21 protein-coding genes (1 of these 21 running past the window's edge) are annotated in these 20537 nt (G+C 46.3%); 11 read left to right on the top strand and 10 right to left on the bottom strand.

Going from position 1 to position 20537, the window contains the following annotated elements; all coding sequences use genetic code 11:
• The 4 genes from OCU60_RS00500 to OCU60_RS00485 all read right to left on the bottom strand — a co-directional run.
• Positions 1-245, bottom strand: the 5' portion of a protein-coding gene (locus OCU60_RS00500) for a DUF1488 family protein (protein WP_074374074.1). It extends 28 nt beyond the left edge of the window; 245 of the gene's 273 nt are visible here — the first part of the coding sequence; it begins with the start codon at positions 243-245; its stop codon lies off the left edge, out of view.
• On the bottom strand, positions 242-1105 hold the full coding sequence (aroE, locus tag OCU60_RS00495; RefSeq protein ID WP_074374073.1) for a shikimate dehydrogenase: 864 nt from the start codon (positions 1103-1105) through the stop codon (positions 242-244). Before aroE ends, OCU60_RS00500 begins: the two co-directional genes overlap by 4 nt.
• A gap of 66 nt (positions 1106-1171) precedes the next feature.
• A complete protein-coding gene (hemF, locus tag OCU60_RS00490) occupies positions 1172-2086 on the bottom strand; it encodes an oxygen-dependent coproporphyrinogen oxidase (RefSeq protein ID WP_074374072.1) in 915 nt (304 codons plus the stop codon).
• 22 nt (positions 2087-2108) lie between these two features.
• A complete protein-coding gene (locus tag OCU60_RS00485; RefSeq protein WP_370738688.1) occupies positions 2109-2678 on the bottom strand; it encodes an L-threonylcarbamoyladenylate synthase in 570 nt (189 codons plus the stop codon).
• Between the two features lie 203 nt (positions 2679-2881).
• On the opposite strand from OCU60_RS00485, the gene purE reads away from it, so the two are divergent.
• Both purE and OCU60_RS00475 read left to right on the top strand, forming a co-directional pair.
• Positions 2882-3367 carry a 5-(carboxyamino)imidazole ribonucleotide mutase gene (gene purE, locus OCU60_RS00480; RefSeq protein WP_074374069.1) on the top strand — a complete coding sequence of 162 codons (486 nt, stop codon included), beginning with the start codon at positions 2882-2884 and terminating at the stop codon, positions 3365-3367.
• Positions 3368-3372: 5 nt separating this feature from the next.
• A complete protein-coding gene (locus OCU60_RS00475) occupies positions 3373-4503 on the top strand; it encodes a 5-(carboxyamino)imidazole ribonucleotide synthase (RefSeq protein ID WP_074374068.1) in 1131 nt (376 codons plus the stop codon).
• A 118-nt stretch (positions 4504-4621) separates the two neighbouring features.
• Here the strand turns inward: OCU60_RS00475 and OCU60_RS00470 are convergent, their stop codons facing one another.
• The 3 genes from OCU60_RS00470 to dprA are packed head-to-tail and all read right to left on the bottom strand — an operon-like array spanning position 4622 to position 6841.
• Positions 4622-5191, bottom strand: coding sequence for a DNA topoisomerase family protein (locus tag OCU60_RS00470; RefSeq protein WP_074374067.1), 570 nt, complete (start codon positions 5189-5191; stop codon positions 4622-4624).
• 10 nt (positions 5192-5201) lie between these two features.
• A complete protein-coding gene (locus OCU60_RS00465) occupies positions 5202-5675 on the bottom strand; it encodes a DUF494 family protein (RefSeq protein WP_182288582.1) in 474 nt (157 codons plus the stop codon).
• A 5-nt stretch (positions 5676-5680) separates the two neighbouring features.
• Positions 5681-6841, bottom strand: coding sequence for a DNA-processing protein DprA (gene dprA / locus OCU60_RS00460; protein WP_370738687.1), 1161 nt, complete (start codon positions 6839-6841; stop codon positions 5681-5683).
• A gap of 176 nt (positions 6842-7017) precedes the next feature.
• Between dprA and def the strand changes: the two genes are divergently transcribed.
• The 5 genes from def to OCU60_RS00435 all read left to right on the top strand — a co-directional run bounded on the left by def (position 7018) and on the right by OCU60_RS00435 (position 12755).
• Positions 7018-7539: a peptide deformylase gene (gene def / locus OCU60_RS00455; RefSeq protein WP_074374065.1), complete on the top strand. Its 522-nt coding sequence runs from the start codon at positions 7018-7020 to the stop codon at positions 7537-7539.
• Positions 7540-7551: 12 nt separating this feature from the next.
• Complete coding sequence (gene fmt, locus OCU60_RS00450; protein ID WP_074374081.1) at positions 7552-8517, top strand: methionyl-tRNA formyltransferase; 966 nt, start codon at positions 7552-7554, stop codon at positions 8515-8517.
• A gap of 51 nt (positions 8518-8568) precedes the next feature.
• Complete coding sequence (rsmB, locus tag OCU60_RS00445; RefSeq protein WP_074374080.1) at positions 8569-9855, top strand: 16S rRNA (cytosine(967)-C(5))-methyltransferase RsmB; 1287 nt, start codon at positions 8569-8571, stop codon at positions 9853-9855.
• Positions 9856-9920: 65 nt separating this feature from the next.
• Positions 9921-11297: a Trk system potassium transporter TrkA gene (trkA, locus tag OCU60_RS00440; RefSeq protein ID WP_074374064.1), complete on the top strand. Its 1377-nt coding sequence runs from the start codon at positions 9921-9923 to the stop codon at positions 11295-11297.
• A 12-nt stretch (positions 11298-11309) separates the two neighbouring features.
• On the top strand, positions 11310-12755 hold the full coding sequence (locus tag OCU60_RS00435; RefSeq protein WP_074374079.1) for a TrkH family potassium uptake protein: 1446 nt from the start codon (positions 11310-11312) through the stop codon (positions 12753-12755).
• Between the two features lie 85 nt (positions 12756-12840).
• Here OCU60_RS00435 and trhA read toward each other — a convergent pair whose 3' ends face one another.
• Positions 12841-13488, bottom strand: a complete 648-nt coding sequence (gene trhA / locus OCU60_RS00430) for a PAQR family membrane homeostasis protein TrhA (RefSeq protein WP_074374063.1) — start codon at positions 13486-13488, stop codon at positions 12841-12843.
• Positions 13489-13557: 69 nt separating this feature from the next.
• A complete protein-coding gene (locus OCU60_RS00425; RefSeq protein WP_074374062.1) occupies positions 13558-14349 on the bottom strand; it encodes a sporulation protein in 792 nt (263 codons plus the stop codon).
• A 628-nt stretch (positions 14350-14977) separates the two neighbouring features.
• Here OCU60_RS00425 and OCU60_RS00420 point away from each other — a divergent pair.
• From OCU60_RS00420 to OCU60_RS00405, 4 genes are all read left to right on the top strand, one after another.
• Positions 14978-15244, top strand: a complete 267-nt coding sequence (locus tag OCU60_RS00420) for a YihD family protein (protein ID WP_074374061.1) — start codon at positions 14978-14980, stop codon at positions 15242-15244.
• Positions 15245-15626: 382 nt separating this feature from the next.
• Entirely contained in the window at positions 15627-17516 is a 1890-nt protein-coding gene (locus OCU60_RS00415) for a methyl-accepting chemotaxis protein (RefSeq protein WP_074374060.1), read from the top strand.
• A 166-nt stretch (positions 17517-17682) separates the two neighbouring features.
• On the top strand, positions 17683-18669 hold the full coding sequence (locus tag OCU60_RS00410; protein WP_074374059.1) for a serine/threonine protein kinase: 987 nt from the start codon (positions 17683-17685) through the stop codon (positions 18667-18669).
• A 150-nt stretch (positions 18670-18819) separates the two neighbouring features.
• Complete coding sequence (locus OCU60_RS00405; RefSeq protein ID WP_074374058.1) at positions 18820-19419, top strand: thiol:disulfide interchange protein DsbA/DsbL; 600 nt, start codon at positions 18820-18822, stop codon at positions 19417-19419.
• A 99-nt stretch (positions 19420-19518) separates the two neighbouring features.
• On the opposite strand, the gene OCU60_RS00400 is transcribed toward OCU60_RS00405, so the two are convergent.
• The gene (locus tag OCU60_RS00400; protein WP_074374057.1) at positions 19519-20397 is read right to left on the bottom strand and encodes an acyltransferase; all 879 of its coding nucleotides are present in this window, start codon (positions 20395-20397) and stop codon (positions 19519-19521) included.
• Positions 20398-20537: the final 140 nt, after the last annotated feature.

The following is a 20537-nucleotide window of genomic DNA, read 5'->3' as shown; positions in this document are numbered from 1 at the left end:
CCGAGCGCATTGTATGCTTCATCTTCAATGAGTTGCTCGGCCAATTCTTCAAAATCGAAACGATATTGAGAGAAAATACGAATAGCCTTTTCTTCATTTTTGATTTGCTGGCCGGAAACCTGTTCCAGAACAGTAACGGCAACAGTACATTCAATTAACGCGCCCTGACATTGAGCCGGGAAGCGTATTTGCTGCGTGGTTTCATCCCAAGACTGCACATCAGGAAAAAGAATCGACTGATTCATAGACTGCCTTCCAGATTGCGTCTCAGCTCTCTCAATATTTGCCGAGTGCCGGGACGAATGCCACGCCATAGCATGAAGCTTTCCGCTGCTTGTCCAACTAGCATTCCCAAGCCATCATAGGCATGAGCGCAGCCGTTCTCCACAGCCCACTGATTAAAAACCGTGAGCCCTTTGCCATACATCATGTCATAGGCAACACTTCTTTCTGCAAAGATATCACCGGAAATAGCCGGCAGCTCTCCGGACAGACTTGCTGAAGTCGAATTGATCACCACATCAAATGCCGTATGAATCTCTGGCATCGGTTGAGCCGAAACCGGCACGGATGTTAGCGAGATTTGATTTTGACGGTTATGCTCTTGGAAAAAAGCAGCAAGATCTTGTGCTTTGGTGAAGGTCCGGTTGGTAATCACAATCGAGTCGGGGGATTGTGCTAATAGAGGATGAATCACACCTTTTGCTGCACCACCGGCACCAATTAACAAAATTTTCGCCCCCTTCAAGGGTACCTGATACTGCAATAAATCCTGAACCAGACCCGCACCATCAGTATTGTCCCCGAGAATGCCGCCATCATCGAGTTTCTTCAGTGTATTAACTGCACCAGCAATTTTGGCGCGCTCAGTCAGCCGATCAGCAAACGCGTATGCTTCTTCTTTAAAAGGAACAGTCACATTACATCCCTTTCCCCCTTGAGAGAAAAAAGCATCCACTACTGTTTTAAAACCATCTATCGGTGCCAGCTCAGCCGTATAGAGCATGTCTTGATTCGTCTGACGAGCAAACAACGTCTGTATAAAAGGAGATTTACTGTGACCGATTGGATTGCCGAATACTGCATACTGATCCTGATAAACCATATCCCTGCCTTCACTCAAAAAAAATAGAAAAGAATCTTTTGACCCTATCACTCCCGACGAACACTGTCACCAATCTCTTGGCGTCAAATATTCCGCCAGACGGGCTTCTGCACTATCGGGTTGAGGTTGGTAACCGTACTCCCAACGAGCCAATGGCGGCATAGACATCAGAATGGACTCGGTTCGACCACCCGATTGCAGGCCAAACAATGTGCCTCGGTCGAACACCAGATTAAATTCCACATATCGACCCCGTCGGTAGAGCTGAAACTGGCGTTCATGATCAGTAAACTGACAGTCTTTACGCTGCTCAACAATGGGCAGATAAGCGCGAGTGTATCCCGCACCGACCGCTCGGATATAAGCAAAGCAGGTGTCGAAATTCCACTGATTCAGATCATCAAAGAAAAGCCCGCCAACACCCCGTGTTTCTTCTCGATGCGGTAAGAAAAAGTACCGATCACACCAAGCCTTATGTTGTTGGTAAACCTCTGGACCAAATGGCTGACAAATTTCTTTCGCCACTTGGTGCCAATGATGGCAATCTTCATCAAACGGATAGAATGGCGTTAAGTCAAACCCACCACCAAACCACCAGACCGGTGATTCACCGTCTTTTTCTGCAATGAAGAAGCGAACATTCATATGTGAGGTCGGGACGTAAGGATTATTGGGATGCATCACTAAAGACACCCCCATTGCTTCGAATCGACGTCCTTTTAACTCCGGTCGATGTGCGGTGGCAGACGCAGGCATTTCATGACCGGTGACATGGGAAAAATTAACGCCGCCCTGTTCAAACACATGACCGTTGCACATGACACGACTACGCCCGCCACCACCCAAGCGGTCACCCGGTTCGCGGTGCCATTCATCTTGCTCAAATCGGGACAATCCATCAGCGGCTTCAAGCTGCTGACAAATTGAATCCTGTAGTTGCAGTAAAAAAGTTTTAACGGCCTGTTTATCAATACCACTCATCGCGATGTCCTTTATCTTTACTCTACCCTTGTCTTAATATTTCTAGCGTGCGCGCATCTCGAATCTCACTGGGTTTATCGCGCCCACCGGTTTGCCCTGCCAAAATCGCATGGAGACAGTGGCCAAGTTGCTGCTGCACCGCTTCTGTCGTCATACAAGACGGCTGACCGGTTAAATTTGCACTGGTTGAGGTAATGGGTTTGCCATAAGCCTCGCACAACTGCTGAACCTGTGGATGATCCGTTACCCGCACGGCAATCGTATCAAACAAACCACTGAGCCAAACAGAAACACGATCACTGGCCGGCATCACCCAAGTGACAGGGCCCGGCCAACTGGCTTGAACATGAGCCAATTGCTGGGCTGAAAGCTGGCATTCATCAATGTAGGGTTGTAATTGTGCATAACTGGATGCAATAAGAATCAACCCCTTTTCAACCGGACGATTTTTGATTTCCAGTAACTTTTGAATCGCATCAGGCCGGTCAGGATCGCACCCGACGCCAAACACACCTTCGGTCGGATAGGCAATCACATCACCTTGATGCAACGCATCAAGCACCTGCTCAAAATTATTCACAATACTTCTCATATGCTCGGATGATGATGCCACTAGTGTACAAACGATCATGCCAGAAAACGAAATCAATTTTGTCCGAAAATACGTTATCGGGGGAACCCACCAGACGCAAACGTTTTCCTTCAGCAAATTTCCCCGTATAATGCGCGCAAAATTGTCGTACGTTGACAGCATAAACATACTTGAGCATTGCAATAAACCTGAAGGAGTCTGAGATGAAAGTCGGAATTATAATGGGCTCGAAGTCCGATTGGCCAACGATGAAGCTCGCCGCAGAAATGTTAGAGCAATTCGGTGTGGCATATGAAACCAAAGTTGTTTCAGCACACCGCACACCTCAGTTACTGGCCGACTATGCAAGTCAAGCCAAAGCACGTGGTCTCAAAGTGATCATCGCGGGTGCAGGCGGCGCAGCTCATTTGCCAGGAATGGCCGCGGCTTTTACCAGTCTGCCCGTGCTGGGTGTTCCGGTTCAATCCAGAGCGTTAAAAGGGATGGATTCACTACTTTCTATCGTGCAGATGCCTAAAGGCATCGCGGTTGGTACCTTAGCGATTGGTGAAGCGGGTGCAGCTAACGCAGGTATTCTGGCAGCGCAAATCATTGGTGTTCACGATGAACAGGTCATGCAAAAGGTTGAAGCGTTTCGTCAATCGCAAACAGAGACTGTTCTCGCCCATCCAGATCCAACCGAGGAATAACCAGTATGCACGTACTCGTCTTAGGCGCAGGCCAACTCGCACGGATGATGTCACTTGCCGGAGCACCGTTGAACATTCACATTAGCGCCTTCGATGTGGTCAGCGGTCAGATGATTCATCCTCTGACTCAGGAAGTACAGGGGCATGGTCTGGAGAATGCCATTCAGCAAGCGGACGTCATTACTGCCGAATTCGAACACATCCCACATGATATTCTCCACCAGTGCGAACAAAGTGGCAAACTACTCCCCGGAGCGCAAGCCATCAAAACCGGTGGTGACCGTCGTCTCGAAAAAGCATTGCTTGATAAAGCCAGCGTCAAAAATGCCAAATATTTTGTCATCAAAACCAGAGACGATTTTGACAGTGCGATTCGTCATGTCGGTATTCCAATGGTTCTGAAGAGCGCTTTAGGCGGGTATGACGGAAAGGGGCAATGGCGACTGAAAGCAACAACAGATGCCGACAAAATCTGGCCGGAAATGCAACAATGCATTGAAGCCAGTGAAAACCAAGCGATTGTTGCTGAAGAATTTGTCCCCTTTGATCGCGAAGTATCGCTGGTTGGTGCTCGTGGCAAAGATGGGCAATGGGTTGTTTACCCGCTGTCAGAGAACATCCACACCGATGGTGTACTGAGTTTATCAACATCCATTGATGCAAAAATGTTACAGCAGCAGGCCAAAACCATGTTTGAAGCAGTGGCGAATACGCTCAATTACGTGGGCGTCCTCGCACTGGAATTTTTTGATGTTCAGGGACAGTTACTTGTCAACGAGATCGCACCTCGGGTACACAACTCCGGACACTGGACTCAACAGGGCGCAGATACATGCCAGTTTGAGAATCATTTACGTGCAGTATGTGGTTTACCTCTGGGCAGCACAAAACTGATCCGGCCAACATGCATGGTGAATATTCTGGGCGAAGATGCACTCCCCTCAGAGATTCTGGCAACGGAAGGATGTCATATCCACTGGTATGGTAAAGAAAAACGTTCAGGCAGAAAGATGGGACATATCAATGTCAGTGCGGATTACTATGCAGAGCTAGAGCGAATCATCTGTGCGCTTGCTGATATACTCCCGGCAGACGCATTTCCCGCGGTCCATCAATTCGCCAGCCAACATAAATAATCAGTGACGTCATTCAGAAAATGGTTTGATGCGCTTTTCAAACCAAACCTTGAGTAACCCATCAGCCAAGGGCATCACGACTGCCCTTGGTGACTTATTTCATCGTTGTGGTATTCAGTTATTCAGTCTCTTGAACATGGCCACATCGTCGAGCAGCACAAATCAATGTCACACCGGAAGCTGATTTTTTCTCAATCAGCAGCGGGAAACCACATACGCTACATTGCCCAATCACTGGCGGAGCATTAATAGCAAATTTACACTTCGGATACTGATCGCAAGCCCAGAAAGTCTTACCAAAACGGGATTTGCGTTCAACCAGTTGACCGCTATTACATTCCGGACAACATACCTCACGAGGTTGCTCAGTCTTAGGAGGAGCGGAAGATTCAATATGATGACATTGCGGGAAATCACTACAACCGATAAACATGCCATAACGCCCCTGCCTTAATACCAATTCATGACCACACTCAGGGCAGGGCACACCTAAGGCTTTGACAATATGACCATCATGCTGGTGAAGCGGACGAAGATAATCACATGCCGGATAGGCCGAGCAGCCCCAAAATGGTCCGTGTTTACCATGACGCAACTGTAACTCACTACCACATTGGGGACATGACTCAACTTCATCCAAAGCATGTTCATGTGCAGAAAATAATTGCTGATCTATATGACGACTCATTGAATCTCTATCAGTGCAAAATGCCTTGCTCTTTGGTATACAGCCATTCTTCCATCAGCGTATAGGCACTCTCATTACCCGGAACATTGAATAGCACCATCAGAATAATCCATTTCAAATCATCCAGTTCAAATTCATTGGTTTCTAGTCCCATCACTCGATCAATAACCATTTCTCGAGTTTCAGGAGTCAGTACTTTGATTTGTTCAAGGAACAACAGGAATCCGCGGCATTCAACATCAATTCGGGCAGTCTCTTTCTCGGTATAGACCCGCATTGCTGTTGCTGCACTGATCGATAACGGAGAATGCACATCACTTTGTTGTAGAGATGCCAATTCTTCCAACCAGTTGAGGGCTTTGTAGATCTCTTTTTGATGAAAACCTGCACGCAGGAGTTCATCCTCTAACTCATCTTGATCAACTTGTAACTCAGCATCGCTATGGATGTAAGTTTCGAACAGATACATAAGAATATCCATCATCATAGCTAGCCCCTCCCCTTACGAATATAGCCACCAGCAACTGCAATCACGTGCCCGGATAATTCCAGCTCTAGTAGCTGTCTCATCACTTCATGAACTGGTATATGGGTTCGCGTTGCAAGAATATCAACTGGCGTCGCTTTTACCCCTACGTTAGCTAACACTTCAGCAAATGGCAATTCTTCGTCGTCAATTAATGGCGGAAAAAGCTCATTTTGCTGAATTTTCTCTTCTTGCTTCTCTTCTTTCTTTACCCAAGCAGATAACGTACCAACTTCAGAGAGTATTTGTTCGATATTTTGAACTAAGCAAGCGCCATCACGAATTAATGCATTACTTCCCCGGTAACCGTGCTGATGAATCGCGCCTGGGATCACAAAAACATCCCGATTTTGCTCAGCAGCATATCTTGCAGTAATCAATGACCCGCTCTTTTCTGCGGCTTCAATCACCAGCACTCCCAGAGATAACCCACTGATAATACGGTTACGGCGAGGAAAGTTCATTGATTTCGGTGGTGTTGAGGGACAAAATTCTGACACCAGAACACCGGTCTGTTGTTCAAGTATCCGCTCAGCCAGCCCACGATGCCGGGCCGGATAGATACGTTCCAGACCAGCCCCCAGAACCGCAACGGTTTTGCCGCCCCCCTCGATTGCTCCCAGATGCGCCTGACCATCAATCCCTAGCGCCAACCCACTGGTCACTGCCACTTGATGCTGAGCAAGTTCATTCGCAAAATGCCATGCATCTTGCAATCCTTGCATACTGGCATGGCGGCTACCGACAATGGCTATCTGCGGAACAGATAGCAGCATCATCTCCCCCTGAACAAATAACAGGGGTGGCGGAGACGGAATCTCTTTCAACAGTGCAGGATAATCCGGTGAAAAATAAGTCACGATATGACGATGATTGCCACGCGCTTGCCATTCGAGGCAATCTTCAGCCACTTTATTCGCGGCCCCGGAGAGCAGATAAGAAACCTGCGCGGGCGACAGTCCCAAAGCAAGCCACTCTTTTTCAGAATAATAACGCAACGACTCAAGCGATGCTTTGCCGAATAGCTTTAACAACGATTGAATTCCCAAACGCGGCGTCAAGCAGAGTTTTATCCACATCAATAGTCGATCGTGTTCGGTGACATGCGAGGTTGGTTGGTTCATCTCCGGAGATATCCTGATACTAAGTCGTAAGTGGGTGGAACCATGGTCCAATCGACGGATAATTAATAATCACTTCGATTTATCACTCACAATGCTGTCAATTAAGTCTTAAAATGTCTAGAATTGGAACATTGGACTTTTTATTGTTTCGGCACATTTCAACAATTTGAGTGTATATGTCTGTATTACAAGTATTAACTTTTCCTGATGAACGTTTAAGAACGGTCGCAAAACCCGTTCAAGAAGTCACACCTGAAATCCAGAAGTTCATCGATGACATGATCGAAACCATGTATGAAGAAGATGGAATTGGTCTGGCAGCAACACAGGTCGATTTTCATCAGCGTATTGTGGTGATCGATGTCTCTGAAACCCGCGATCAGCCTCGTGTATTGATTAACCCTGAAATTATCGAAAAACGGGGGGAAGATGGTATCGAGGAAGGATGTCTATCGGTTCCGGGATCAAGAGCACTGATTCCAAGAGCGGCTGAAGTGACGGTTCGTGCACTAGATAAAGACGGAAAAGAATTTACCTTTGAAGCAGATGACCTTCTGGCTATCTGTGTACAACACGAGTTGGATCACCTGCAAGGGAAATTATTCGTCGATTATCTCTCTCCGCTAAAACGGAAACGGATTAAAGAGAGACTGGAAAAAATCAAACGCGCGAACGAAAAAAATAAAAATGAAGCATAAGTGAGGTTCACGGTGAGTCAGTCACTCAGAATTATTTTTGCCGGAACTCCGGATTTTGCCGCCCGTCATCTGGCGGCATTATTGTCTTCAGAGCATGAAGTCATTGCAGTCTACACTCAGCCCGACCGTCCCGCGGGACGCGGCAAGAAACTGACCGCCAGCCCAGTCAAGACCTTGGCGACAGCGCATCAAATTCCGGTTTATCAACCGGAAAACTTCAAATCGACAGAAAGCAAACAACAACTGGCAGAACTCAATGCTGATTTAATGGTCGTCGTCGCCTATGGGCTCTTACTGCCTCAAGCCATTCTGGATACCCCTCAATTAGGGTGTATCAATGTGCATGGTTCGATTTTGCCCAAATGGCGTGGTGCAGCCCCCATTCAGCGTTCTATCTGGGCGGGCGATGAAGAGACCGGTGTCACAATCATGCAGATGGATGCGGGATTAGATACCGGTGACATGTTGTCGATTACAACACTCCCCATCGAATCAACCGATACCAGTGCTTCAATGTACGAAAAACTTGCCCGTTTAGGGCCACAAGCACTGATTGAAACGCTCAATGCGGTAAGTCATAACCAAATAACCCCCGTTCGCCAGGATGACCAACTCGCGAGTTACGCGCAGAAGTTGAGTAAAGAAGAAGCCCGTATAGACTGGTCACAACCCGCTGATTTCATTGAACGCTGTATCCGGGCATTCAATCCCTGGCCTGTCAGCCATTTTTCCGTGACTGATCCCAAAGCAGAGTCATCCCCATCGATTAAGGTCTGGCAGAGCCGTGTTGAACACTCATCGACCGACCAGCCAGCCGGAACCATCATCCAAGCGGATAAAACTGGCATTTATATTGCGACAGGGAAAGATGTCCTGGTTTTAGAGCAACTGCAAGTTCCCGGCAAGAAAGCAATGCCGGTGCAGGATATTCTCAATGCCCGTGCCGAATGGTTTGGGATAGGAACTCAGCTCAATTAATATGATCGATAATCGATCGGTTATCTACTTTACTTAAGGTTCAGATTCATGATGAATGTTCGTGCTGCTGCCGCTTCAGTTGTTTTTCAAGTTGTTGATCAAGGTGCATCACTGTCCTCTGCATTACCAGAGGCCCAGAAAAAAATAAAACCCAGAGATCATGCGCTCCTTCAGGAGATCTGTTTCGGTGTGCTTCGCTACCTTCCACGCTTAGAAGCTGCTGCGCTTGAACTCATCAATCAGCCACTGACCGGAAAAAAACGAGTTTTTCATCATTTAATTCTGGTGGGCTTGTATCAAATTCAATTTATGCGCATCCCTGACCATGCAGCCGTCGGAGAAACCGTCAGTGCGACTCAGGATTTAAAAGGCTCACGCCTACGCGGTTTGATTAATGCCATTCTGAGAAATTATCAGCGCAACAGCGCATCGATCGATCAACGTCTACAAGACAGCAAACATGACGCCGTTCAATACTGTCATCCGAAGTGGTTATTGAAATCACTTCAGGAAAGTTATCCTGAGCAGTGGCAGACCATCGTCACTGCCAACAATCACAAAGCACCGATGTGGCTTCGGATCAACCATCAGCACCACACCGTTGAGAGTTACTTGAAGTTACTGGAAGAACAAAATATTGATGTAAATCTACACCCGGAAGCCAAAGACGCCATAAAATTGGCGACGCCTTGTGATGTCAAATTATTACCGGGGTTTGAACAAGGCTGGGTGTCCGTTCAGGATGCAGCGGCACAATTATCGGTCCATTATTTAGCACCGCAGGCCAAAGAACTGATTCTTGACTGTTGTGCCGCACCCGGTGGCAAAACCGCGCATATTCTGGAACAGATTCCCGATGCACAAGTGGTTGCCGTCGATTGTGATTCATCAAGATTAAAACGGGTGAATGAGAACCTTGAGCGACTCAATCTAGATGCCAAAATCATCTGCGGAGATGCCCGATACCCTGAGGATTGGTGGCTCGGGGAGAAATTTGATCGTATTTTACTTGATGCCCCCTGTTCGGCAACAGGCGTTATCCGGAGACATCCAGATATAAAATGGCTCCGTCGTGCTGATGATATTACCGCCTTGGTCTCACTGCAAAGTGAAATTCTGGATGCGATGTGGGCCCAGTTAAAACCAGGCGGCACGATGGTCTACGCGACTTGTTCAGTATTACCCCAAGAAAATAGTCAGCAGATAAAAACGTTTTTATCTCGAACATTAGATGCACAACTGATAAATTCAGAAATTGATAATCCGGGGCGACAAATTCTGCCGGGAGAAAATGATATGGATGGTTTCTATTACGCTGTCTTACAGAAAACCATCTAGTGTGACTTGAGTCATCACGGATTTTAAGTGCACTGTCTTTTCAGTGGTAAACAAGAGATTATGTTATGAAAATCATCATTCTTGGAGCCGGTCAGGTAGGTGGCACGCTGGCGGAAAACCTAGTTGGTGAAAACAACGATATTACGATTGTCGATAAAAGTAGTGACCGCCTGAGAGAACTTCAGGACAAATACGACCTTCGTGTTGTCAACGGACATGCCAGCCATCCGGGAGTTCTCAAAGAAGCAGGCGCTCAGGATGCCGATATGCTGGTGGCGGTAACAAACACCGATGAAACCAATATGGCCGCCTGTCAGGTCGCATTTACCTTGTTTAACACCCCGAACCGTATCGCCCGAATTCGTTCTCCTGAATACCTTGCTGAAAAAGAGACACTCTTTCATTCCGGAGCTGTCCCCGTCGACCATTTGATCGCACCGGAAGAACTCGTAACCAGTTATATCGAGCGCTTAGTCCACTATCCCGGTGCGCTACAAGTGGTCAGCTTCGCCAATCAAAAAGTCAGTCTGGTCGCGGTCAAAGCGTATTATGGTGGCCCACTGGTTGGCAATGCACTTTCAGCACTGCGCGAACATATGCCACATATCGAAACCCGCGTTGCAGCCATTTTCCGTCAAGGCAGACCTATTCGTCCTCAGGGAACAACCGTCATTGAAGCCGATGATGAAGTTTTCTTTGTGGCCGCCAGTAATCATATCCGTTCCATCATGAGTGAGCTACAGCGTCTGGAAAGACCCTATCGCAGAATCATGATCGTCGGGGGTGGCAACATCGGGGCAAGTCTCGCCAGACGTCTGGAGCATAGCTACAGTGTCAAACTCATAGAAAGAAGCTACCAGCGTGCTGAATATCTGTCGGAACAGTTGGAAAATACCATTGTGTTTTGTGGTGATGCCGCTGATCAAGAGCTGTTGACCGAAGAAAACATCGATCAAGTGGATGTCTTCATTGCCCTGACCAATGAAGATGAAACCAACATTATGTCCGCCATGCTGGCAAAACGCTTGGGCGCCAAAAAAGTAATGGTTCTGATTCAAAGAGGCGCTTATGTAGACCTCGTGCAAGGCGGCGTGATTGATGTCGCAATATCGCCACAACAGGCAACCATTTCTGCGTTGCTCACACACGTTCGCCGGGCCGATATTGTCAACGTTTCTTCCTTGCGCCGCGGTGCTGCGGAAGCGATTGAAGCGATTGCTCACGGTGATGAAACCACCTCAAAAGTGGTCGGCAAAGCGGTTGGGGATATCAGACTGCCTCCCGGTACGACAATCGGTGCTATTGTGCGAGGTGAAGAGGTACTGATTGCCCATGACCGGACACTCATTGAACAGGATGACCATGTGGTGATGTTCTTGGTCAATAAAAAATACGTTTCCGATGTGGAAGCACTATTCCAGCCCAGTCCATTTTTCCTGTAGTGGTTGATGACCATGCTGAATCTGAAATCGATTCTATTTGTCCTAGGCTTGGTGCTTTCCAAACTCGCTTTGTTTATGTATGTTCCGACATTGGTGTCCTTTGTCAGTGGCACAGCCGGATTTCTGGACTTCGGACAGGCCGTGCTGATTACACATGTCGTAGCCTTTATTTTTCTGACCCTCGGCCGTACTGCGAATTTTAAGCTCAATGTCCGGGATATGTTTCTGATCACCAGTTTAGTCTGGACGGTTGCCAGTGCTTTTGCAGCACTCCCTTTCGTGTTTATCAATCACATTAGTTTTACGGACGCCTATTTTGAAACGATGTCCGGTATTACCACAACCGGCTCCACCGTCCTGAGTGGTCTGGATAACATGGCACCCAGCATCTTACTCTGGCGCTCAATCTTACAATGGTTGGGGGGGGTCGGATTTATCGTGATGGCAGTAGCCGTACTACCGATGCTCAATGTCGGAGGGATGAAACTGTTCCAGACGGAGTCATCTGACTGGTCTGATAAAAGTAGTCCCCGAGCCAAAACCGTTGCCAAAAACATCGTGATTGTCTATGTCATTCTGACGCTTTTATGTTGTATTGGCTATGTCATGACTGGTATGACAGTATTTGAGGCAATCAACCATTCATTCACAACGTTATCGACCGGAGGATACTCGACCTCTGACGGTTCGATGAATCACTTCTCAAAAGGCGCACATTGGATTGCCACCGTTTTTATGTTCCTTGGCGGATTACCCTTCTTACTTTTTGTCTCAGCCATCCGTAAAAAAACACCGATCGAACTGTATAAAGATGCTCAGGTACGCGGCTTCTTCTATTTGTTTCTCGCAGCAAGCAGCATTGTGGCGGTGTGGCTCATTATCCACAACGGTTATCCCGTGATGGATGCCATTCGGGTTGCCATGTTTAATATTGTTTCTGTGGTGACAACGACTGGATACGGGCTGGATGACTTTACTGCCTGGGGAGCGCTGCCCAGCACATTATTTGCGTTTTTAATGATGGCCGGCGCCTGTTCCGGTTCAACTGCCGGTGGGATCAAAATCTTCCGTTTTCAAATTGCCATCACACTACTCAATCGACAGATGATGAAGCTCATCCATCCTTCCGGAGTCTTTGTTCAGCGCTATAATAATCGCCCGGTCACCGATGACATTGTTCGTTCCGTAGTCGCTTTCGCACTGACTTTTGGGATTACAATCATCATCATTGCCGCTGCGCTCAGTGCCATGGGATTGGATTCGACAACCAGCATTTCCGGAGCTATCACAGCCGTCTCAAACGTTGGTCCGGGGATGGGGAATATCATCGGACCGACAGGTAATTTTGCGCCGCTACCAGACACAGCTAAGTGGATTCTGAGTTTTGGCATGTTAATGGGAAGGCTGGAAATTCTGACCATTCTGGTCCTGTTCTTTCCCGCATTCTGGCGACGTTAAAACAGACAAAAGCGAGCTCCGTCGGCAGACATAACAACGGTCAGTGTCGCATTCCAAATGCTTTCGACACCGAATGTCTCAATACTCAGGACAACACATAATAATAAATAGAGAAGAAGTGGCAGGCACAGCCACTGAGGACGAAGCCATGCCAGATCGCATGATTATACGGGATCTTTTCCGCCACATAGAAAATCACCCCTAACGTATAGATAATTCCTCCCACAGCCAGCAAAGTCAGCCCCCCAATATTCAGGTGAATAGCCAACTGATATACCACGATTAAAGACAGCCATCCCATGACAACATAGATCACTAAAGACAAGCGTTTAAAGCGGTGAATAAAGGCGATTTTTAAGACAATACCAACCAGCGCAATCAACCAGATCACGGTCATCAGTCCTATCGCTAAGGGCGTTCTCAGACTCACCAAGAGAAACGGGGTATAACTGCCGGCAATCAACAGATAAATCGCACAATGATCAAACGTTTTCAACCCGCGTTTGGCGCGCTGAAGCGGAATCGAGTGATAGAGCGTCGAAGCAAGAAACAACATAATGATGCTGGCACCGTAGATCGCAACACTCGTGACTGTCAAAACATCATCGGTTCCTGATGTGGCTTTCACCAGCAGCATCACTAAACCGATGATGCCCAGAATCAAGCCGACACCGTGTGTGACCGAATTCCATATCTCTTCTTTGAACGTATATCCCTGCTTCAACGAGGTCATGCGAAACTCCTGAGAATTCATTTCGTCGCTGAGTATGACACAATTCAACTTACATGTGTACGCTGAAATCTACGTACTTTCCTCAAGAAAATCGAATACGCATCCGGCCACCTGTTCAACCGGAGTTGCGATCGGAATCATCAGATGGCGCTTCAATGCACCACTTCTAAGCAGATGAGACAACATGCCACCGACTCCGCTCTGTTGTCGATCAATTTCAAACCATAATTCTAAGCCAGACTCTGAACGATAGGCGATGACTTCAATTTCACGCCAGCGACCATGATAGGGCCCGGTTGTTGGCACGAACTCAAACTCCTGAACGAACGGCAGCTCGAATCCACTGGCAGCTTCACATTCAACTTGACGAATTCGGAACCCCTGAGACTCGAAAGCACTAAATACGGCATCGAGTAACGGCTCTGGCCGTACGGTCACTTCGTCTTTATCTGTCGGATCGGCGGCGAGTGCAATGTCCAGTCCGGTTTCCAGCCAAACTTTTGCATCACCAATCGTAATGGGTGTATTCCAGGGAATATTGAATGTCACCAAAAAGTCCCGAGTCTCTCCGGGGTGAATGGTGAATGCATACGGCAAGCGCCATTGATCCAAAACACAGTGCCGATGCACTCTTTGTGTCCGGGGGCTTCCCTGACGATCATCGCCAACCGGCTCTTCATCGATATAGCGACAACATAATCGTGCTTCGATATTATCAATGTCCTGTGCTGTTGCTCCCCCATAGACATAGATCGTGACATTGGCCTGTTGTCCGGGTTGGAGCACCTCTTGTTGTAAAATAGAGTCAACTTTTGCTGACCCGATACCAAAACTTGCGAGGGTTTTCTTCAAAAAAGACATATCTACCTCCCCCAGCCTTCTGCGATTAACTTTATCTCATCCGATCATGAGCTAAATGGATCATCCATAGTAATACTGAACTTTGCCAGAACTCAATTCTCAGCATCAATAATTTAAATTTTATGACATTGTATGAACAAAAGGTTATCGATCAATTCATATGTAAATGCTATCCTTAATCATGTGTACATAAATTGTACATACGAAATTCCTAGACAGCTATTCGGAACGGTTTGCGCCAGATGAGCCCACCTTCAGCAGTGATGATGAAGTCTTGACTCAATAGCTAATCTAGGCCATTGAAATGGCAAGGGAAATGTCTGACCGTTAGGTATATATATGCACCCAGCAGCAGTCAGGTTTTCGCACTCATATGGTAGTGCGTCACGTCGTCGAGCAAGCTTCGCAGCTTCTAGACCAAAAGTAAAAGTTGCACCTGTAATGACCCCGGCAGAGAAACGTGTGCATGAAGCACCACAAACATCAACCGAAGTAAAAGCAGCATAAGCCAACCCCATGAAAGCGCAGTCAGACACTGCGCTTTTTTATTGTCTTTTTCACGTTGGTTTCCTGCCTGTAATTTGCTACTTTACCTGCATAAGTCCATACAAAACTCATGGAGAAACCGATGAAATGTCACCGTATCGAAGAACTGATCGACCTGCTAGAACCCGAGTGGCAAAAAGATTCTGAGTTAAACCTGCTGACCTTTTTGGTCAAGCTCGCCAACGAAGCCGGTTATCAGGGCAACTTGGCAGATTTAAGCGACGATACGCTGATCTATCATCTAAAAATGCGCCATAGTGGCAAAGATGAGATGATTCCGGGCTTAAAAAAAGATCAGGAAGATGATTTTAAAACCGCTATTTTGAAAGCTCGCGGTATTATCGAATAACCATAACCACGCACGCATGACCCCATTCGGGGTCTGCGATGACATCAATCCAGCCTTTTTATCGAACTAAAAATTTTTATCAAGCCAATAACCACCAGTCTGAACCATTCAATAAAATAGAGTTCAAAATCTAATGAAACATCTCTTTCAATTTATTTTTTTAAATAAATCGAATAAACCAACAATTACATCAATAAAATATATAAAAGCCATATAACCTTGTTGATATATTAAATCATATAATGAATATTTATAAGCACACTTTCTATATGGTTGTCTATCAAAAAACATCATCTCCAACCAGTAAATTTGACCAACAAATAATCAATCAGCAATGGTATGCTCTACGCACCTAAATATATATTAAAAAAGAGGAACGTCAGTGAGTGCGAAGGCTAAATTAATATCCTATATTGGCGGATTATTTACTATCATTGTTACAATAATCTCAATTGTATGTTTTTATAATTTTCGCTCATCATCCAGTGAAAATTACACGGAGAAATTAACCAATCAATCGACATTAATTGCTCAGGTTCTCGATCTTGAAACTAAAAGAATATTCCATATTCTTGATATTGTCGGAGATTCCCTGCCCATACAAGATGGTCGGATTACCGACGAAAAAAAACTACTCTCTACACTGAGAGAGCTTTCTGACAAGATAGACCTCCTTAATGCTTATGTTGCACTGCCTTCCGGCAAAACGTTTTCCACCAGCACCAACGGTTTTATTCCCAATTTCAATGCCAAACAACACCAACGAGAATGGTTCATTCGAGGGATGAAAGGAGACGAAAATATTGTTACGACACCGTTTAAAAGTATAGAGGGCAAATCTGTTATCGCGCTCGCCAACCCAATATATCGAAACGGAAAAGTGATTGGTGTATTATCAGCAAATTTCTCAATAGATACAGTAAATGCTTTTGTCGATAAGATCTCAGAAAATAAACAAGTCTTTGTCAGTCGAACGGATGGCTTTATTTTTTCATCGAAAAATGAAGATGAGATTGGCAAAAACCTATTCACAATAAGGCCCTCCTACACACCTTATAAAAATAAAGAGAATAGCATCCATTCTTATACACATAATGGGAAGGAATATTATGTTACAGAAATAACCATTGACTCACTTCATTGGATGGTTTGGTCCTGGGACACTTGGGATAATATTCTTCAACCATCAAAACATAATTTATATTTAACCATTGTGTTAGCCATTGTTTTACTGAGTTTATCTCTAGGCATCGTCTATTGGCTGGTTATTCAACTGATGTATAAACCGATAGGCGGAGAGCCTCAACAGATATCTGATATCGTCGAACAAATTGCGCATGGCGATCTATCTCACCAGCTAACAACCCAAAAACATGCGACGGGTATCTATCGATCCGTTCTCCACATGGTGGCTAATCTTCGGCATATCGTCACCAATATCAATGATTCGGCCACGAATATCGATCAGGTTTCTCAGACATTGTCTTCTTCGGCCCAGTATGTCAATCAAAGCTCTCAATCCCAAATGAATCAGTTGGAGCAAACGTCAACAGCGATGAATGAAATGACCGTAACTGTCGATGAAGTCGCACAAAATGCTCTGAACGCATCTTCGGCAGCGGAGGAAGCGGCTGAAAAATCGCAACAAGGATTAGACATCGTCCAAGAGATGAGTCAAAGCATCCGGATGTTGGCTCAAGGCATGGAACAAGTTGTGACAACCACCGCTCAATTAGAGAAAGAAACCATTGATATCGGGGGAATTCTTGATGTGATCAATACCATCTCGGAACAGACCAACCTGTTGGCTTTAAATGCCGCAATTGAGGCAGCCCGGGCTGGCGAAAATGGTCGTGGATTTGCCGTTGTCGCAGACGAAGTCAGAAAACTTGCCAGCCGGACCCGAGAGAGCACCGAGCAAATTCAGACGGTCATCGAACGACTTCAGGGAGAAACCAAGAAAACGGTTCAGCTTATCGCATCGAATACCGAAGGGGCGAAGCATGCCGAAGAACGTTCATTACACGCCACGAACGCCTTAGAAACGATCCGCCAATCAGTTGTTGTGATTCAGGATATGAATAGCCAGATCGCGACAGCGGCAGAACAACAAACCCACGTTTCTGCGGAAATCAATGCCAGTATTGTCGAGATTAACGATCTGGCGAAGGCAACCGCAGAAACATCGGATGACAATGCGGATAAAACCCACCAACTCACGGGGATAGCAGCCGATTTGTCGCAGTCTGTCAATGCATTCCGCTTAACATAAGTCATCACTCAACTGAGGAGGGAGCAATTTCCCCTCAACAAGGCCGTTACGCAGCCGTCTTGTGTATCCCCCGACAGATTTGCAGGGAGTGAGCCTGTTTGGGGATATCGTGAATCAATGTTAGTCTTTCGTCACACATCACAGACCGATAAGCCAAGCTCTGATCATGACACAAGTAACCTTTCACTTCGATGCACTGACTCCAGACCTCATGTGGTATGCACTAGAGAGCATCGGTATCCGTGCCGAATCCGGATTCTTGCCGTTGAATAGCTACGAGAACCGGGTTTACCAGTTTACCGATGAATCTCGTCAGCGCTATGTGGTGAAATTTTATCGTCCAGAACGATGGTCGGACGAACAAATTGAAGAAGAACACCAGTTTGCTCAAGAACTCACTGAATCCGACGTCCCGATTTCCGCACCGATCTGCCTGATGGACAAGACACTACATCATTATCAGGGGTATCGATTTACATTGTTTCGCAGTGAGGGGGGACGCCAGTTCGAAATTGACAATGCTGAACAACTTGAGTGGGTTGGACGGTTTATGGGACGTATTCATCAAGTCGGAGCCAAACAACCCTTTACGCATCGTCCAACCATCACACTAGACGAGTACCTCTATCACCCCCAACAACTACTGGAAAAATCAACGTTTATTCCATCTCATATCGAAAAGGCGTTTTTTTCCGATCTCTCTTTGCTGATTCATACGATAGAACCGCTCTGGCCGAAACAAACTCACAATATTCGTCTCCATGGAGACTGTCATCCGGGCAATATTCTCTGGCGTGATGGCCCGATATTTGTCGATCTGGATGATGCGCGTAACGGCCCGGCGATTCAGGACTTATGGATGCTGCTGCACGGTGATCGTGCTGATCGACTTGCACAACTCGATACAATCCTTGAAGGTTACCAAGAATTTTGCGATTTTAACCCTTCTGAATTGAAACTAATTGAACCGTTGCGTGGTCTACGCATGGTACATTACATGGCATGGTTGGCAAAGAGATGGCAAGATCCTGCGTTTCCGGTCGCTTTTCCTTGGTTTAATGATCCCAAATATTGGGAGGGCCAAGTGCTTGCACTGAAAGAACAAATTTCAGCACTGGAAGAAATGCCACTTTCTTTTATGCCCCAATGGTAGCCCCAATACCCAACCTTGAAGAATCGCTTCAATAAAATTCATTGCTGTGACTTTGCATAAACATGTTTCACCAGCGTTGAATATATGCGGTAAAGAAGGATTTGAAGTGAGGTGGGTATAATACAATAATCGAATCATATGGAGTTCATCATGAAAAAGCTTTTTGCTTTACTAACAACTTTACTCGTCAGTCTGTCTCTTCACGCCGCTCAGTTTGAAGAAGGCAAATACTACAAAGTGCTTGATCGGCCGCATTCCGAGAACCCGAAAGTGATGGAGTTTTTCTCGTTCTACTGCCCACACTGTAATGAGTTTGAGCCCATTGTTGAAAAACTGGCAGCACAGCTTCCGGCAGGGACTGAATTCCAGCGTGTTCATGTTTCATTCATGGGTGGCAACATGGCACATTCGATGAGTAAAGCTTATGCAACGATGGTCTCTCTGAATGTGGAAGACAAAATGGTACCGGTGATGTTTGATCGCATCCATAACAAACGACGTCCACCTCAGAATGACGAAGCGTTGAAGCAAATCTTTACTGATGAAGGGATTAATGCCAAATCATTCGATAATGCATTTAACAGCTTTGCCGTCGATTCTATGGTACGCCGTTTCGATAAGACCTTTGAAGAAAGTGGCCTGACAGGCGTTCCAGCCGTTGTCGTCAACAATAAGTACCTTGTGCAGCCACCACACGATATCAAAACCGAACAATATTTTGAGTTGGTCAATTATTTGCTGAAAAAATAACCGGCTTGGGGGGAAGGTAACAACCTCAACAGAACAATTCAAAACAATCAGGGAGCTTTGGGCTCCCTGATTCGTCGATATCACATGGCTCATCCAGCATCACTGATAGATATCATCCAATAACTCATCTTTGTGCTCCCAGACATCCCCTAACCATTTCTGAAACTGCCGTTTATAAGGTTTGTCATTGAAGTAATCACCGGAAACCCGCTCATCAATCGGCAAAACCCGGACCCGAACCACAATACGCTGCATTCTGCCCATCAACATATCTTTAAAAGGCATTGCCTGATTATCCGGATAAGCCAGCGTCACATCAATAATGTGCTCAAACTGCTCACCCATGGCTGCCAGCGTATAAGCGATGCCTCCTGATTTCGGTGGCAACAGATGCCGATAGCTTGATCGGGTTGCACGTTGTTTCTCCGGTGTGAAACGCGTACCCTCAACATAATTGACCACAGTGGTCGGTGCATTCTTAAATTTCGTACAGGAGCGACGTGTCGTCGCCAGATCCTGACCGCGCTTTTCCGGATGACGCAGCAGATATTCTCTTGAATAACGACGCATAAACGGCATATCCAGCGCCCAGCAACTCATCCCGATAAACGGCACGTAAAGTAACTGTTGTTTTAAGAAAAACTTCGGCATTGGGATCCGATCTTTAAACACACTGCACAGCACGACGATATCCGTCCAGCTCATATGATTACTAATCATCAGATACCATCCCTGCCGATTTAAGTCATCGACGCCCTGAATGTCCCATTTGACCGGATTGGATAAGTGCAAAATGCGCATATTGACTGTGGCCCACAACCACATAAACCCGTTGGCCAGCCGTGTCGCATGAGCTTTTAAAGCAGGCGTTGGCAACAACAATTTGATCAGAGCCGCCACACAGATCGCAACAGAACAAAGACCAGTATTCACCAACACCAAACAGGCGTTTACAACCAATAAAACGTAAGCCAACATAAGATAGACGTCATTTCCGCTCAAAGAATAAAATAGCGTGTGATTATACAAATTTAGTCATTGAATAACATGCTTCTCTTCGTCGTGCCGATAGCGCCCAAATACCGTTTCATACTGCTTGAATGGTTGAAACCCGTGAT

Source organism: Vibrio spartinae (assembly GCF_024347135.1).
Classification (GTDB): Bacteria; Pseudomonadota; Gammaproteobacteria; order Enterobacterales; family Vibrionaceae; genus Vibrio; species Vibrio spartinae.
The sequence above is the reverse complement of the archived record's forward strand: the minus strand, read 5'-3'. Positions and strand labels throughout refer to the sequence as shown.